The organism is Pseudomonas sp. GW821-FHT09H03 (genome assembly GCF_059415945.1).
The window spans coordinates 142,533-158,017 of sequence record NZ_JBWKOF010000006.1 but is presented as its reverse complement, the minus strand read 5'-3'; the positions used below and the strand labels follow the sequence as shown (position 1 = coordinate 158,017).

Annotated in this window: 11 protein-coding genes; 5 read left to right on the top strand and 6 right to left on the bottom strand. The window is 61.0% G+C overall.

The genetic code is table 11. From position 1 onward, the window contains the following. Window positions 1-27 precede the first annotated feature (27 nt). Window positions 28-708 carry an alpha/beta family hydrolase gene (locus AC07OG_RS10560; RefSeq protein ID WP_495066983.1) on the top strand — a complete coding sequence of 227 codons (681 nt, stop codon included), beginning with the start codon at window positions 28-30 and terminating at the stop codon, window positions 706-708. A 427-nt stretch (window positions 709-1,135) separates the two neighbouring features. Here the strand turns inward: AC07OG_RS10560 and AC07OG_RS10555 are convergent, their stop codons facing one another. The 3 genes from AC07OG_RS10555 to acnA all read right to left on the bottom strand — a co-directional run bounded on the left by AC07OG_RS10555 (window position 1,136) and on the right by acnA (window position 6,481). After that, window positions 1,136-2,701, bottom strand: a complete 1,566-nt coding sequence (locus tag AC07OG_RS10555; RefSeq protein ID WP_060539765.1) for a methyl-accepting chemotaxis protein — start codon at window positions 2,699-2,701, stop codon at window positions 1,136-1,138. Window positions 2,702-2,804: 103 nt separating this feature from the next. Further along, window positions 2,805-3,596, bottom strand: a complete 792-nt coding sequence (locus AC07OG_RS10550; protein ID WP_495066982.1) for a CPBP family glutamic-type intramembrane protease — start codon at window positions 3,594-3,596, stop codon at window positions 2,805-2,807. 143 nt (window positions 3,597-3,739) lie between these two features. Continuing rightward, window positions 3,740-6,481 carry an aconitate hydratase AcnA gene (acnA, locus tag AC07OG_RS10545; RefSeq protein ID WP_495066981.1) on the bottom strand — a complete coding sequence of 914 codons (2,742 nt, stop codon included), beginning with the start codon at window positions 6,479-6,481 and terminating at the stop codon, window positions 3,740-3,742. A 223-nt stretch (window positions 6,482-6,704) separates the two neighbouring features. Here acnA and rlmM point away from each other — a divergent pair, with 223 nt between their 5' ends. Beyond that, window positions 6,705-7,778 (top strand): 23S rRNA (cytidine(2498)-2'-O)-methyltransferase RlmM, encoded by a 1,074-nt coding sequence (rlmM, locus tag AC07OG_RS10540; RefSeq protein WP_218424493.1) that lies wholly within the window; start codon window positions 6,705-6,707, stop codon window positions 7,776-7,778. Between the two features lie 217 nt (window positions 7,779-7,995). Beyond that, window positions 7,996-8,247 carry a sulfurtransferase TusA gene (tusA, locus tag AC07OG_RS10535; RefSeq protein ID WP_060539761.1) on the top strand — a complete coding sequence of 84 codons (252 nt, stop codon included), beginning with the start codon at window positions 7,996-7,998 and terminating at the stop codon, window positions 8,245-8,247. Between the two features lie 46 nt (window positions 8,248-8,293). On the opposite strand, the gene AC07OG_RS10530 is transcribed toward tusA, so the two are convergent. Next, window positions 8,294-9,703, bottom strand: coding sequence for an MATE family efflux transporter (locus tag AC07OG_RS10530; protein ID WP_218424492.1), 1,410 nt, complete (start codon window positions 9,701-9,703; stop codon window positions 8,294-8,296). Between the two features lie 175 nt (window positions 9,704-9,878). Between AC07OG_RS10530 and pdxB the strand changes: the two genes are divergently transcribed. Further along, entirely contained in the window at window positions 9,879-11,021 is a 1,143-nt protein-coding gene (pdxB, locus tag AC07OG_RS10525; RefSeq protein ID WP_218424491.1) for a 4-phosphoerythronate dehydrogenase PdxB, read from the top strand. A 62-nt stretch (window positions 11,022-11,083) separates the two neighbouring features. On the opposite strand, the gene AC07OG_RS10520 is transcribed toward pdxB, so the two are convergent. Further along, entirely contained in the window at window positions 11,084-11,263 is a 180-nt protein-coding gene (locus AC07OG_RS10520; RefSeq protein WP_060540158.1) for a PA1571 family protein, read from the bottom strand. Between the two features lie 245 nt (window positions 11,264-11,508). On the opposite strand from AC07OG_RS10520, the gene AC07OG_RS10515 reads away from it, so the two are divergent. Next, a complete protein-coding gene (locus tag AC07OG_RS10515) occupies window positions 11,509-13,299 on the top strand; it encodes an ABC transporter transmembrane domain-containing protein (RefSeq protein ID WP_495066980.1) in 1,791 nt (596 codons plus the stop codon). Window positions 13,300-13,410: 111 nt separating this feature from the next. On the opposite strand, the gene AC07OG_RS10510 is transcribed toward AC07OG_RS10515, so the two are convergent. Beyond that, a complete protein-coding gene (locus AC07OG_RS10510) occupies window positions 13,411-15,339 on the bottom strand; it encodes a transglycosylase SLT domain-containing protein (RefSeq protein WP_495066979.1) in 1,929 nt (642 codons plus the stop codon). Window positions 15,340-15,485: the final 146 nt, after the last annotated feature.

Here is a 15,485-nt window from a genome sequence, read left to right as displayed (position 1 = left end):
TATAGGCAGACTAAAAGCGAGGCAAGCATGGACAAAGAGCACAAGGCCAGTATTGACGGGGATCAATGGGCGCAGTGCGTGCGGGATCATGGATGGTTGTGGAATGCCGCTGCAGCGCCGGCCTCGGCTACGCTTATTCTCGCCCATGGCGCCGGCGCACCGATGGACAGTGACTGGATGAGCGACATGGCTGCGCGCCTTGCCGCGCATGGCGTCAACGTGTTGCGCTTCGAGTTTCCCTACATGGCTCAGCGGCGTGGCGATGGCGGTAAACGCCCGCCGAACCCGGCAGCGAAACTGCTGGAGTGCTGGCGCGAGGTGTATGCCCAGGTGCGACGTCATGTCGCCGGGCGTCTGGCCATTGGCGGCAAGTCCATGGGCGGGCGGATGGCCAGTTTGCTGGCGGATGAGTTGGGCGCTGATGCGCTGGTGTGCCTGGGGTATCCGTTTTATGCAGTGGGCAAGCCGGAGAAGCCGCGGGTCGAGCATCTGGCCGGGTTGCAGACGCGGACGTTGATTGTGCAGGGCGAACGGGATGCGCTGGGCAATCGGGAGGCGGTCGGGGGTTATTCGTTATCGCCAAGTATCGAGGTGATGTGGCTGGTGGCGGGGGATCATGATTTGAAGCCGTTGAAGGCTTCGGGGTTTAGTCATGAGCAGCATTTGGCGACTGCGGCGGGGCGGGTTGCTGCGTTCCTTCAGGTGTAGCCCTCACCCTAGCCCTCTCCCAGTGGGAGAGGGGACTGACCGAGGCGATTACTCGGGTTACATCGACCTGAGATATTGAATTGAACTCCGGATTTGAATGGCATGGAGATCGGCTCCCTTTCCATTCCTGCTGTGGGAGAGGGGACTGACCGAGGTGATTACTCGGGTTACCTCGACCTGGGATCTCGAGTCGTACTCAAATTTTGAACAGCATGAAGATCGGCTCCCTTTCCCCTCGCCCCCCTTGGGGGAGAGGGTTGGGGTGAGGGGGAGGGATTTTGAATGCGATAGTAGATCGTATTCACACCCCAATATGTGTGGGGCTGGTTTGTCGGCGAAGAGTTCCGTGTTGGCGACACGCCCTTCAGAGCGACAACAAAAAACCCGGAAGCTTGCGCCATCCGGGTTCTTTGTCCCTTCAGACCTATCAGCGGTTAAACCGCTCCACCAGCGAATACTGGGTGTTCGCCGTCTTGGTCAGCTCTTCACTCAACAACGCCGAGTTCTGTGCCTGCTCCGAGGTCTGGTCCGCGAGGTCGGAAATGTTGCTGATGTTGCGGCTGATTTCCTCGGCCACGGCACTTTGCTCTTCGGTCGCGGCGGCAATCTGGGTGGTCATGTCGGTGATGTTGGCCACCGCTTCGCTGATCCCCACCAGCGCCTGGTCCGCTTCCAGTACCCGCGCTACGCCTTCTTCCGCCTGGCGATGCCCGGCTTCCATGGTCTGTACGGCGGTGCCGGCGGTTTGCTGGAGCTTGGCGATCAGGGCGTGAATCTGCCCGGTCGACTCGCTGGTGCGTTGCGCCAGCTGGCGGACTTCATCGGCCACCACGGCAAAACCGCGTCCCATCTCGCCGGCACGGGCCGCTTCGATGGCCGCGTTCAGTGCCAACAGGTTGGTCTGGTCAGCGATGCCCTTGATCACGTCGACCACGCCGCCGATTTCATTGCTGTCCTTGGCCAACTGGGTCACGGTCACGCCAGTTTCACCGACCACCACCGACAGGCGCTGGATGGCTTCGCGGGTTTCCCCGGCAATTTCGCGACCACGACCGGTCAGGCGATTGGCTTCCTGCGTTGCATCGGCCGTGCGTTGCACGTGGCTGGCGACTTCCTGGGTGGTCGCGGCCATCTGGTTGACGGCGGTGGCCACTTGCTCGGTCTCCACCCGTTGACGCTCAAGGCCGGTGGAACTGTTGTGCGCCAGGGCGTCGGACTGTCTGGCCTGGTCGTTCAGGTGTTCGGCGGTGTCCTGCAGGCGGGTCAGGCAAGTTTTCAGACGGGCTTCCTGACTGAGGATCGACATCTCCAGGCGCGCCTGGGCGCCACGGCTGTCGGTGTACATCCGGGCGATCAGCGGGTCGGAGGTGGTTTGTTCGGCCAGGTGCAGCAAGCGCTTGAGACCACGCTGTTGCCAGCTCAAACCCAGCAAACCCAATGGCACCGAAAGGCCGGCAGCCAGTGCAAAGCCCCAATGGGAATTGAGTGACGCACCGATCATGAAGCTCAGTTGGCTGACCAGAATGAACGGCAGCCAGTCTTGCAGGATCGGCAGCCATTTATCGCTGGAAGGAATAGCCGACTTGCCCTGGTTGATGCGTTGGTAGAGCGCTTCGGCACGGCGGATCTGTTCGGCGGTGGGCTTGACCCGCACCGACTCGTAACCGATCACCTGATTGCCTTCGAAGATCGGTGTGACGTAGGCGTTAACCCAGTAGTGGTCACCGTTCTTGCAGCGATTCTTGACAATGCCCATCCATGGCAAGCCTTGTTTGAGGGTGCCCCACATGTGCGTGAAGACCGCGGCCGGCACGTCGGGATGACGAACCAGGTTGTGCGGTGCACGCATCAGTTCTTCCCGGGAGAAGCCGCTGATTTCGACAAAGGCGTCGTTGCAGTAGCTGATCACGCCCTTGGCATCAGTGGTGGAAATCAACCGTTGCTGAGCCGGGAAAGTCCGCTCGCGCTGGGTAATGGGCTGGTTGTTACGCATGGTTTATTAGTCCGCAAGGCTTTCAAGTGCTGTATCGGCAACCTCGGCGATTTAATGAGATTTTTTTCGAAAATCAGTGGTGCGTCGCAAAACGACCCTTGCGTCAGCTCGCGAGCATCGGATAGGTGAACAGTGCGAAGTGCAACACATTCAAGCCGAAATGAGTGGCGACGGCCGCCGCCAGGCCGCCGAAACGGTAGGCCAGGCCATAGCCGACTCCCGCCAGACTCGCCAACAGCACCCAATGCCAGCCCGCTCCCGCATGCACCAGGCCGAACAGCAGGGATGCAAGAAGCAGGGCGAGGTTCTCGCCGTAGGCCAAATCTTTAAAGCATCGAGTCAGGCCGCCCTGGATATAGCCACGAAACAGAGCCTCTTCAACCAGGGTCACCAGCAACAGATTGTTGAGCAGCCACAACCAGGCGTGCTCCGGCCATTTTGGTGCCCATTCGATGACGCCCAGCAACAGCGCGCCACCCAGAGCCAGCACGGCGCTCAAGGTCAGGGCCAGCGCGCTGGCATACAAGCCGCGTCGTAGCGAGCGGCGACTGATAATCCATGGGCAGGCCAGCAACAGCCAGAAGCCGATCAGGGGTTTGTCCAGGTTCAGGTACATGGAAAACGGCACGGCATTGTCGGTGAAGCGCTGGGCAGGAATGACGCGACCATTGTAGAAACCGGGCAGCCAGTGCATCGCCAGGGCCAAGGCCAGAAAGATGAACAGGCCATGGCCGAGCCAGCGGCCGAACTGAAGTTGTTGTTGGCGCACGGCAAAGCCTGCGACCAACAGCAAAACCACGGAAATCGCCGCCAGCCAGCCGAGATGGCCGTACGCCAGGGCCATGCCATAGCCGAGGGAGAGCAGGGTCAGGCAGGTCCATGGCAGGGCAATCATTCAAAGTCCTTGGGTCAAAAACTGCGGTCGAGTTGATCTCACCGGGTTTGGTGAATCTTCGCTTGCCCAGCAAAGGCGCGATTATAGAGCGGCCCACCCCAACAAAAACACCGCCCGAAGGCGGTGTTTGTGTCAGTGCAGGGTCAGGACGCAATCAACTGACGCAACACGTAGTGCAAAATCCCTCCCGCCTTGAAGTACTCCACTTCATTGAGCGTATCGATCCGGCACAGGACCTCGATTTTCTCGAGGCTGCCATCTACGCGTTTGATGACCAGCGTCAGGTTCATTCGTGGCGTCAGCTCGACACCGCTTAACCCGAGGATATCCAGGGTCTCCTTGCCGGTCAGGTTCAGGCTCTTGCGATTCTGATCCAGCTTGAACTGCAACGGCAGCACGCCCATGCCCACCAGATTGGAGCGGTGGATACGTTCAAAACTTTCGGCAATGACTGCCTTTACACCGAGCAGGTTAGTGCCTTTGGCGGCCCAGTCGCGGCTCGATCCGGTGCCGTATTCCTGCCCGGCGATCACCACCAGCGGTGTGCCTGCCGCCTGATAACGCATGGCGGCATCGTAGATCGGCATTTTTTCCATGGTGGGAATATAAAAGGTGTTGCCGCCTTCCTCGCCACCGAGCATTTCGTTACGAATGCGTATGTTGGCAAAGGTGCCGCGCATCATCACTTCATGGTTGCCGCGCCGGGAGCCGTAGGAGTTGAAGTCCCGTGGTTCCACGCCTTTGTCGCGCAGATAGTGGCCCGCCGGGCTGTCGGCCTTGATGTTGCCGGCCGGAGAGATATGGTCAGTGGTCACCGAATCTCCCAGCAGGGCGAGGACGCGGGCACCGGCTACATCCTTGACCACTGGTGGCGGGCCACCGATGTCATCGAAGAAGGGCGGATGCTGGATGTAAGTCGAATCCGCCTGCCAGACGTAAGTGGCGGCTTGCGGCACTACGATCGCCTGCCACTGCTCGTCACCGGCAAACACTTCGGCGTACTCCTTGTGGAACATCGCTGTGTTGACGCGTGCCACCGCCTCGGCGATTTCCTGGCTGCTCGGCCATATGTCGCGCAAATAAACCAGCTTGCCGTTCTGGTCGGTACCCAGCGGCTCGCTGCTGAGGTCGATGCGCACAGTGCCCGCCAACGCATAGGCAACCACCAGTGGCGGGGAAGCCAGCCAGTTGGTTTTTACCAGGGGATGCACCCGGCCTTCGAAGTTGCGGTTTCCCGACAGCACTGAGGCCACTGTCAGGTCGGCTTGCTGGATGGCTTTTTCGATCGGCTCCGACAGGGGGCCGGAGTTGCCGATGCAGGTGGTACAGCCGTAACCCACCAGCGCGAAACCAAGCTGGTCGAGGTATTGCGTCAGCCCGGCCGCCTTGTAGTAGTCGGTGACCACTTTCGAGCCCGGGGCCAGGGAGCTTTTCACCCAGGGTTTGCGTTGCAGGCCTTTTTCCACTGCTTTTTTGGCCACCAGCCCGGCCGCCATCATCACGCTCGGGTTGGACGTGTTGGTGCAGGAGGTGATCGCGGCAATCACCACGGCGCCGTTTTTCAGCCGGTGGGTCTGGCCTTCAAATTCGTAGTCCGCCTCGCCCGCCATGTCCGCATTGCCCACTGCCACGCCGCCACCGCCTTCGCTTTCCAGGCGACCTTCTTCCTTGCTGGTGGGTTTGAGCTGGACGCCGAGGAAGTCGCTGAACGCTTGTGCGACATTCGGTAGCGCCACACGGTCCTGCGGGCGTTTCGGTCCGGCGAGGCTGGCCTCTACGCTGCCCATGTCCAGTTCCAGGCTGTCGGTGAACACCGGTTCCTTGCCCGGCAGGCGCCACAGGCCCTGAGCCTTACTGTAGGCCTCGACCAGTTTCACGGTCTCGATTGGGCGGCCGGACAGACGCAGGTACTCCAGTGTGATGTCGTCCACCGGGAAGAAACCGCAGGTTGCACCGTATTCCGGCGCCATGTTGGCGATGGTCGCGCGGTCGGCCAGCGGCAGGTCGGCAAGGCCGTCGCCGTAGAATTCGACGAATTTGCCCACCACACCTTTCTTGCGCAACATCTGGGTAACAGTCAGCACCAGGTCGGTGGCCGTGATGCCTTCCCTGAGTTTGCCGCTGAGCTTGAAGCCGATGACTTCCGGAATCAGCATCGATACCGGTTGCCCGAGCATGGCCGCTTCCGCTTCGATGCCGCCGACGCCCCAGCCGAGTACGCCGAGGCCGTTGATCATGGTGGTGTGGGAGTCGGTGCCGACCAGGGTGTCGGGGAAGGCATAGGTGCGGCCGTCCTCGTCCTTGGTCCAGACCGTGCGGCCGAGGTATTCCAGATTGACCTGGTGGCAGATCCCGGTGCCCGGTGGCACCACACTGAAGTTGTCGAAGGCGCTCTGGCCCCAGCGCAGAAAGGCATAACGTTCGCCATTGCGCTGCATCTCAATGTCAACGTTCTGCTCGAAGGCGCTGCTGCTGGCGAACTTGTCGACCATCACCGAGTGGTCGATCACCAGGTCCACCGGCGACAGCGGGTTGATGCGCTGCGGATCACCGCCGGCCTTGGCCATTGCTGCACGCATGGCGGCCAGATCGACCACGGCCGGGACGCCGGTAAAGTCTTGCATCAGGACCCGCGCCGGGCGGTACTGGATCTCGCGGTCGGAGCGACGCTCCTTGAGCCATGCGGCGATGGCTTTGAGGTCGGCGCCGGTGACGGTTTTTTCGTCCTCCCAGCGCAGCAGGTTTTCCAGCAGCACTTTCAAGGACATCGGCAGCTTGTCCAGGTCACCAAGGCTCCTGGCAGCTTGCGGCAGGCTGAAATAGTGGTAAGTCTTGTCATCGACTTGCAGGGTTTCAAGGGTGTTCAGGCTATCGAGGGACGGCATTACGATCACTCCTTTGAGTCCGCACGGCTACGGACTGAGGGGACGGACAGAGCATTAAACCTAGCCCTGTTTTCATTAGCTGGCTAATAACTGGACTCTATCGACAAGTCCGGGGTTGCGAAGTCGGCTATCATGCGCGGGTTTTCGTGACAGGCTTTGCTTCAACGCAACGTCTGGGCATCGCGCAGCGGCGTAATTTATCGCCATCTGCCCAGGAGTAAGAATGAACACCCTCTTTATGCATTGCCGGCCGGGCTTCGAAGGCGAAGTCTGTTCCGAGATTTCCGACCTGGCCGCACGGCTGAATGTGGCCGGGTATGCCAAGGCCAAGACTGCCAGCGCCTGCGCCGAATTTGTCTGCACCGAAGAAGACGGCGCCGAGCGCCTGATGCGCGGTCAGCGTTTCGCCGAGCTGATCTTCCCGCGCCAATGGGCCCGGGGGATTTTCATCGATCTGCCGGAAACCGACCGTATCAGTGTAATCCTTGCGCACATGGCGGACTTCCCGCTGTGCGGCAGCCTGTGGCTGGAAATGGTCGATACCAACGACGGCAAGGAACTGTCGAACTTCTGCAAGAAGTTCGAAGTTCACCTGCGCAAGGCGCTGATGGCCGCCGGCAAACTGGTGGAAGATGCGCACAAACCGCGGCTGCTGCTGACCTTCAAAAGCGGCCGTGAAGTGTTCATGGGCCTGGCCGAGTCGAACAACTCGGCGATGTGGCCGATGGGCATCCCGCGCCTGAAATTTCCCCGTGAGGCACCAAGCCGCTCGACCCTGAAACTGGAGGAAGCCTGGCACCACTTCATTCCACGGGATCAGTGGGACGAGCGCCTGCACGGCGACATGACCGGCGTCGACCTGGGTGCCGCCCCCGGTGGCTGGACCTGGCAACTGGTCAATCGCGGCATGCTGGTGACCGCCATCGACAACGGCCCGATGGCCGAAAGCCTGATGGACACCGGGCTGGTGCAACACTTGATGGCTGATGGTTTTACCTTCAAGCCCAAGCAGCCGGTGGACTGGATGGTTTGTGACATCGTCGAAAAACCTGCGCGTAACGCGGCGATGCTGGAAGAGTGGATTGGCGATGGGCATTGCCGCGAGGCCGTGGTCAACCTGAAGCTGCCGATGAAGCAGCGCTATGCCGAAGTGAAACGCTTGCTGGAACGGATTGCCGACGGCTTCAAGGCACGGGGCATCCGGGTCGAGATCGGCTGCAAGCAGCTGTATCACGACCGTGAAGAAGTGACCTGCCACTTGCGCCGCCTGGACGTGAAGAAGCCCAAATCCCGCTGATTCACACGGCTCCCTGTGGGAGAGCCTTTGTGGCGAGGGGGCTTGCCCCCGTTGGGCCGCGAAGCGGCCCCAAAACTGTTATGGGTCCAAAACTGCGATGGGACTACTGCGTAGTCCAACGGGGCGATGTGGCGTTCCGACAAGCCCCCTAGCCACGATACCGATGACCGAACACCCGGCTATGCGCGACAATGCCGGCAAGTTTCAGGAGTAAATCATGAGTGAAATGCTTGATACGCCGGTAGACGGCACCCTCGACGCCACCGGCCTCAACTGCCCTGAGCCGGTGATGATGCTGCACCAGCACATCCGTGACCTGGTGCCCGGCGGCCTGCTCAAGGTGATCGCCACCGATCCGTCGACCCGTCGCGATATCCCCAAGTTCTGCGTTTTTCTCGACCACGAGCTGATCGCGCAGCATGAAGAGGCAGGCACCTACCTCTACTGGATTCGCAAGAAGTCTGGGTAACAAGAAGCCAAAAAAAGGCCTGCATTTGCAGGCCTTTTTTGTGCGCTTAACCCGCCGAATGGCTGATGCGGATCCGTTTGCGTGCACTGCGCGTCAGGCGAATAGACAGCATCAGCGCCGCGCAACTCAAGCCCACGATCAGTCCCTGCCACAGTCCGCTCGGGCCGCTCGGTGCGCCGAACCAGTCGGTCAAGCCCAGGGCGTAACCCACCGGCAAGCCGATCCCCCAGTAGGCAAACAGCGTCAGGATCATGGTCACCCGCGTGTCCTGATAACCACGCAGTGCGCCGGCGGCTGTCACCTGGATCGCATCGGAAAACTGGAACAGCGCCGAATACACGATCAGCATCGCCGCCACCTGGATCACCGTTGGATCGGCGGTGTAGATCGCGGCGATGTGCTCGCGCAGCAACAGCATCAGGCTCGCGGACAGGCAGGCATACGCCAGCGCCGTGCCCATGCCGACCCCGGCGGCGAAGCGTGCTTCGCGCGGTTGCTGACGGCCCAGGGCCTGGCCGACCCGAACGGTGACTGCCATGCCCAGGGAGTAGGGGATCATGAACACCAGCGAGCTGAAGTTCAGGGCGATCTGGTGTCCTGCGACCACAGTGGCACCAAGGCTGCCGATCAGCAGGGCAATCACGGCGAAGATGCTCGACTCGGCAAACACCGCAATCCCGATCGGCAAGCCGATCCCCAGCAGGCGCTTGATCACCGACCATTGCGGCCAGTCGAAGCGGCTGAACAATTGGCTCGACTGGTAGGCCGGTGCCCAGCGCTCCCAGCCGGCCATGCCCAGGGCCATCACCCACATCACGATGGCGGTGGCCCAACCGCAGCCAACGCCGCCCATGGCCGGGACGCCGAAGTGGCCGTAGATGAAGATGTAATTGAGGGGAATGTTCAAGGCCAGGCCGCACAGGCCCAGCACCATCGCCGGCCGGGTGCGGCCCAGGCCGTCACTGAAACAGCGCAGCACATGATAGAACGCGACGGCAGGCAAGCCACTGGCAATGCCATGCAGGTATTGCATGCATGGGCCGATCAGTTCGGGATCGACCTTCATGACGTGCAGGATCGGTTCGGCGCTGAACAGCGCGCCGGTCGCCAGCAGTCCGACGACCAGTGCCAGCCACAGCGCCTGACGTACGATCGGGCCGATTTCACTGTGGGTGCCGGCACCGAAGCGCTGGGCAACTTTTGGTGTGGTCGCCAGCAAGGTGCCGGTCATCAGCAGGAACACCGGCACCCAGATCGAGTTGCCCAGGGCCACGGCAGCGAGGTCACGTGGCCCAACCCGGCCGGCCATCACCGCATCGACGAAGCCCATGGCGGTGGTCGCCAGTTGCGCGATCATGATCGGCAGGGCCAGGCCGAGCAGATTCTTCAGCTCAAGGCGGACCCGGGCCGGGCGAGAAAGGGAGAGGGCGGCAGGGCGGTCAGTCACGGAATTCAAAGGCGAAACGTCCAAGGGGTGCTAAGTACAGTCGCGCATTCTACGCCTTGACGCATTAGTCAGGAAAAGACAGTGTTACCTATTTGTAATCTCCCGAAATTCCAGCCGCAGCACAGAGGGATAGGCGCTGGAAGGTATCTACGCCTACACTGCCGATCCGCCCAAGGAGCCTGCCATGCTGATTGTTGCCGACGAAAACATCCCCCTGCTCGATGCCTTCTTTGAAGGCTTCGGTGAAATCCGCCGGGTACCGGGTCGCTCCATCGATCGTGCTACCGTCGAACAGGCCGATGTACTGCTGGTGCGTTCGGTCACCAACGTCAACCGCGCATTGCTCGAAGGCAGCAAGGTGCGTTTTGTCGGCACCTGCACCATCGGCACCGACCACCTGGACCTGGAGTACTTCCATCAGGCCGGCATCACCTGGTCCAGCGCCCCGGGCTGCAATGCCCGCGGGGTGGTTGACTACGTGCTCGGCAGCCTGCTGACCCTGGCCGAGATAGAGGGCGCCGACCTGACACAACGCACCTACGGCGTGGTCGGTGCCGGACAAGTGGGCGGGCGGCTGGTCAACGTCCTGCAAGGCCTGGGCTGGAAGGTGCTGGTCTGCGACCCGCCCCGGCAAGTTGCTGAAGGTGGCGATTACGTCAGCCTCGAGCGGATTATTGAAGAATGCGACGTCATCAGCCTGCACACGCCGTTGAGCAAGCGAGGCGCGCAGCCGACCTGGCATCTGTTTGACGAAAAACGCCTGAAGCAGCTCAAGCCAGGCGCCTGGCTGATCAACGCCAGTCGTGGTCCGGTGGTGAACAACGCAGCGCTGCGCGAAGTGCTGCTGGAGCGCGAAGACCTCCAGGCGGTGCTGGATGTCTGGGAAGGCGAACCGGAAGTCGATGTTGCCCTGGCTGATCTGTGCGTGCTGGCGACACCGCACATTGCCGGTTACAGCCTCGATGGCAAGCAGCGCGGGACTGCGCAGATCTATCAGGCGTATTGCCAGTTTCTCGGACAACCGGCCGTGGTCAGCTTGAGCGATTTATTGCCGGCACCCTGGCTGGCGCACGTGACCCTGAACGCACAAACCGATCCGGCCTGGGCCCTGGCGACGTTGTGCCGTGGTGTGTACGACCCGCGCCGCGACGATGCGGATTTTCGTCGCAGCCTTGTCGGCAGTGTCAGCGAGCAGCGTGCGGCATTCGATGTGCTGCGCAAGAACTATCCGCCGCGTCGTGAGATCGACGGATTGCAGGTGCGTATCGAGGGCGACTCAGCGGCGTTGCGGCAAATAGTGGCAGCCCTTGGCTCAACAGCGGTCTGATACACCACTGGGCATAAAAAACCCGGCCAACAACGGGCCGGGTCAAGAAGACGGTGGCTACATCACTTTTGTTCGGCAGGCTTGACCAATCGGTCTTCCAGTTCGCGGCAGGCGCACTGGATCATTGCTTCAGTGATCGGTACCTCGCGGCCCTGTTCGTCGATAATCGAGCAACCCAGAGACTGGTCTGGCTGCGTGCGGATCACTTGAATCTTGTCATCGCTGCTGTTTTGCAAGGACATGGCCTGTCTCCTCTTCAGGTGTGTGCCTACTTTAAAGCCGTCAGGTGACCGGGCTATGACAACTCCCTGCGGTCTTTCCGAAACGGCGTTACCAGTCCACCAGAAATGCCATCATCTGGCTACTCGAACTTTAGACCATTAGCGTCTAGTCACTAGTCTTGCCGGTCATAATTAACCTGACGCATTGTGATTTACAAAGTTCCTCGGCCAACGAGCGTGTAGGCTGACCTTAATGACCTCCGTGGATGATTGCGATGCTCTCTGCCCGTCAACGCCGTGCGATTCGCCTGGCCAGTCGTTTCATCGTCCCGTACCGCTGGCAGGCCCTGGGTGCCTTGCTCGCGTTGATCGTCACCGCTGCAATCACCTTGTCCATGGGGCAGGGGATTCGCCTGTTGGTGGACCAGGGTTTCATGACCCAGTCGCCACACCTGCTCAATCAGTCCATCGGTCTGTTCCTGTTGCTGGTGATGGGGCTGGCGGTCGGCACCTTTGCGCGTTTTTACCTGGTGTCGTGGATCGGCGAGCGTTGCGTCGCTGACATCCGGCGCCAGGTGTTCAACCATTTGATCTACCTGCACCCGGGTTTTTATGAAGACAACCGCAGCTCGGAGATCCAGTCACGCTTGACCGCCGATACCACGCTGCTGCAATCGGTTATCGGTTCTTCGTTGTCGCTGTTCCTGCGCAATCTGCTGATGGTGCTGGGCGGGATAGTGCTGCTGTTTGTGACCAACCCCAAGCTCACCAGTATCGTGGTGGTGGCTTTGCCATTGGTGATCGCGCCGATCCTGATTTTCGGGCGCCGGGTGCGCAACCTGTCGCGCCTGAGCCAGGACCGGATTGCCGACATCGGCAGTTACGTCTCGGAAACCCTGGGCCAGATCAAAACCGTGCAGGCCTACAACCATCAGGCGCAGGACGAGCGGCGCTTCGCCAGAACTGTGGAAGATGCGTTCGACACCGCGCGCAAACGCATCTTTCAGCGCGCCTGGCTGATCACCCTGGTGATCGTGCTGGTGCTCGGTGCGGTCGGGGTGATGCTCTGGGTCGGCGGCATGGACGTGATCGCCGGGCGGATTTCCGCAGGCGAGTTGGCCGCGTTTGTCTTCTATAGCCTGATCGTCGGCAGTGCATTCGGCACATTGAGCGAGGTGATAGGGGAATTGCAGCGTGCGGCCGGGGCCGCCGAGCGGATCGCCGAGTTGCTGCGCTCGGAAAACATCATCCAGCCGCCAGCTACCGGGGCAGTGGCGCTACCGGAGCGAGTCCGGGGCAATCTGCAGCTGCAAGCGGTGCGCTTTTCTTACCCGTCACGTCCTGAAAGCTATGCCGTCGATGGTTTGAGCCTTTCGATCAATGCCGGCGAAACCCTCGCACTGGTTGGTCCCTCCGGCGCCGGCAAGTCCACGGTGTACGATCTGCTGCTGCGTTTCTACGACCCCGCCGAGGGGTGCATCCTGCTCGATGGCGTGCCGCTGGTACAGCTCGACCCATTGGACTTGCGCCGCTGCTTCGCCCTGGTCTCGCAAAACCCGGCGCTATTTTTCGGCAGCATCGAAGAAAACATTCGTTACGGTAATCCGGCAGCAACCCCGGAGCAGGTCCGGGAAGCGGCGAAAATCGCCTATGCCCATGACTTCATCGAGGCCATGTCCAATGGCTACCAGACGCACCTGGGCGACGGCGGTCTGGGTTTGTCCGGCGGCCAGCGCCAGCGCCTGGCCATCGCCCGGGCTTTGTTAGTGGATGCACCGATCCTGTTGCTCGACGAAGCCACCAGCGCCCTCGATGCCCAGAGTGAACACCTGATTCAGCAAGCCCTGCCAAGCCTGATGAAAAACCGCACCACCCTGGTCATCGCCCACCGCCTGGCCACCGTGAAAAACGCCGACCGGATCGCGGTGATGGACCAAGGGAAACTGGTAGCGGTGGGCACGCACCTGGAGCTGATCGCCAGTAATGCGCTGTATGCGCGGTTGGCGGCGTTGCAGTTCAATGATGGCCAGGAAGTATTCGATCCAGTAAACGACTAAGTAGCGACCAAATGGATCAATAAAAAATGCCCGCATCTTTCAAATGCGGGCATTTTTACGGCTAGGGAGAACTGCTCGCAGCTTGTGGCTTAAAATTTGCTGCTGCAGCTCTTACTGATCGTCGAAATACCGCTCATGCCAATCCACGATCGGTTGCGGTGAGTTGAGTTTCTGGCCGTAGATCACCGAATACGAGAGCACGTTTTGCACGTACTGGCGGGTTTCGTCGAACGGGATGCTCTCCACCCACACGTCGAAGCTCAGGTGGTCTGCGCCGCGCAGCCACTGACGCACGCGGCCGGGGCCGGCGTTGTAGGCGGCGGAGGCGAGGACGCGGTTGCCGTTGAACTGGCTGTGTACCTGGCTCAAAAAGGCGGCACCGAGCTGGATGTTCTTGTCCGGGTCGAGCAACTGCTGTGGCGAGGAATAAGGAATGCTGAACTTGCGTGCGGTTTCCTTGGCGGTCGCGGGCATCAGCTGCATCAGGCCCGTTGCACCGACGCCGGAGCGAGCATCGTCCATGAAGGCGCTTTCCTGACGGGTGATGGCAAACGCCCAGCTCGGATGCAGGCCGCGATTCTTCGCTTCACGCACCAGGGTTTCGCGATGGGCCATGGGGAAACGGATGTCCAGGTCATCCCAGTATTGCGCCTGGCTGATGGTGCGGATCGCCGGGAAATACCATCCCAGGTCGTAGCCCAGTTTGGCCTGGGCGACCATTTCATCACGGCTGAAATGGCGGCTGACGTGGTACCACTCACGGCGACCGTCGACGATCTGGCCGCGGGCGTGGAACTCCAGGGCCCGGCGGATGCCGGGTGTGTTGCGTACTTTATTGATGGTGGCCTGGCTGAGTGCCAGCGGCTTGTTGAGCAGCGAGTAGGGCGATTGCGAACGATCGGCCGCCATGAAGCCATAAAAGTCGCGCTCGCGGGCCAGGTTCTTGTACAGGCTCTGGGGTTCCGGGCTCTGTGGCTGCGCCAGCTCCAGGCTGCGGGCCTGCCAGTAGCGCCAGCGGTTGGCGGTGGCCAGGTCTTGCGGCACGCGGCGCGTCAACTGATAGGCCTCGTCCCAGCGCGCCAGGCGCAGCAGCAGGCGCAAGCGCCACTCGGACACCGTGTTGTCGCGCAGTTCCGGATCGTACTGGGTCATGAGGTTCAGTGCCCGACCGTCGAACCGTTTGGCGAGGGTCAGCCCGATTTCCCGGGCGATCGCGACTTTTTCATCCCGGGAGAAATGCATGCTGCTGGCATAGCCGTCGAGCAGGTTCATGGCCCGGTCCGGATCCTGGCGGGCCAGGCGGCGCAGGCCGAGGCTGACCACGTCAGACATGGGTTCATCGGCCGGAGTGAAACGCGAAGGCTGGTTGAGCATTTCCGGTTTCTGCGCCACGTCGATCAGCAAGCGACCGCGCGGGGCGAGGGTGGTCAAGCCGTTGGTCAGGCTGTTTGCCAGCGGATAGTTGCGTGCCTGGGCGGCGAGCTTGAGGCGCTCCCAGCGTTTTTGCTCGGTCAACTGGCCGTCGGCAGCCCACATGGCGAACAGCGTGTCGCAGGCCTCGGGCTGCGATTTGCCTGTCAGCCAGAGCTTGTTGGCGTTGGCGTAACCTTCGGACTTGAGGTTATGGCTGATCTGGTACTGCGCATTCAGGCAGTCCAGTTCGGTGAAGTTCATTTTCGGGTCGTAATACTTGACGAAGGTCGCCCAGTCGCCACGGTCGGCCAGCCAGCGCAACCAGCGCAGCTTCATCCAGTTGGCTTGCGGCAGATCGCCATGTTCGGCGAGGAATTTCTCGATTTCGGCGTTGCTCGCGGTTTTCAGGCGCGCGGTCAGCTCGTCATAGGCCAGATAGGGCTCCAGCGGATAATCGGCCAGGGCCTGGTTGTAGCGAAAGTACGGGCCGGAGTCGCCCTTGGCCAGGGCGCGCTTGGCTTCATCGTAATACTGGCGTTGGGTGGAAATATCCACGGCCTGTACGGATTGAACGGCAGCGGCAGAAAGAACAAAGCAGGATAAGAGACTGAAAAGGCGACTGCGCATGAGACATCCGGGCAGAGAAATCATGACAAGTGCGGGTCAGGCCCCCACTGAATTATCTGTAGCTTAGCCTTTTGCCAGCAACGCGCGAAAGCTTTGCCGGCGTCACGGCATCAGTTAGCAACATTTGTCATGCAGAGTGCTACGAG

What these genes read in the sequence shown, in the direction of transcription:
- AC07OG_RS10550 (WP_495066982.1), bottom strand. Translation starts at nt 3,596, where the DNA reads ATGATTGCCCTGCCATGGACCTGCCTGACCCTGCTCTCCCTCGGCTAT.
- acnA (WP_495066981.1), bottom strand. Translation starts at nt 6,481, where the DNA reads ATGCCGTCCCTCGATAGCCTGAACACCCTTGAAACCCTGCAAGTCGAT.
- AC07OG_RS10555 (WP_060539765.1), bottom strand. Translation starts at nt 2,701, where the DNA reads ATGCGTAACAACCAGCCCATTACCCAGCGCGAGCGGACTTTCCCGGCT.
- AC07OG_RS10515 (WP_495066980.1), top strand. Translation starts at nt 11,509, where the DNA reads ATGATTGCGATGCTCTCTGCCCGTCAACGCCGTGCGATTCGCCTGGCC.
- AC07OG_RS10510 (WP_495066979.1), bottom strand. Translation starts at nt 15,339, where the DNA reads ATGCGCAGTCGCCTTTTCAGTCTCTTATCCTGCTTTGTTCTTTCTGCC.
- AC07OG_RS10560 (WP_495066983.1), top strand. Translation starts at nt 28, where the DNA reads ATGGACAAAGAGCACAAGGCCAGTATTGACGGGGATCAATGGGCGCAG.
- AC07OG_RS10520 (WP_060540158.1), bottom strand. Translation starts at nt 11,263, where the DNA reads ATGTCCTTGCAAAACAGCAGCGATGACAAGATTCAAGTGATCCGCACG.
- tusA (WP_060539761.1), top strand. Translation starts at nt 7,996, where the DNA reads ATGAGTGAAATGCTTGATACGCCGGTAGACGGCACCCTCGACGCCACC.
- rlmM (WP_218424493.1), top strand. Translation starts at nt 6,705, where the DNA reads ATGAACACCCTCTTTATGCATTGCCGGCCGGGCTTCGAAGGCGAAGTC.
- pdxB (WP_218424491.1), top strand. Translation starts at nt 9,879, where the DNA reads ATGCTGATTGTTGCCGACGAAAACATCCCCCTGCTCGATGCCTTCTTT.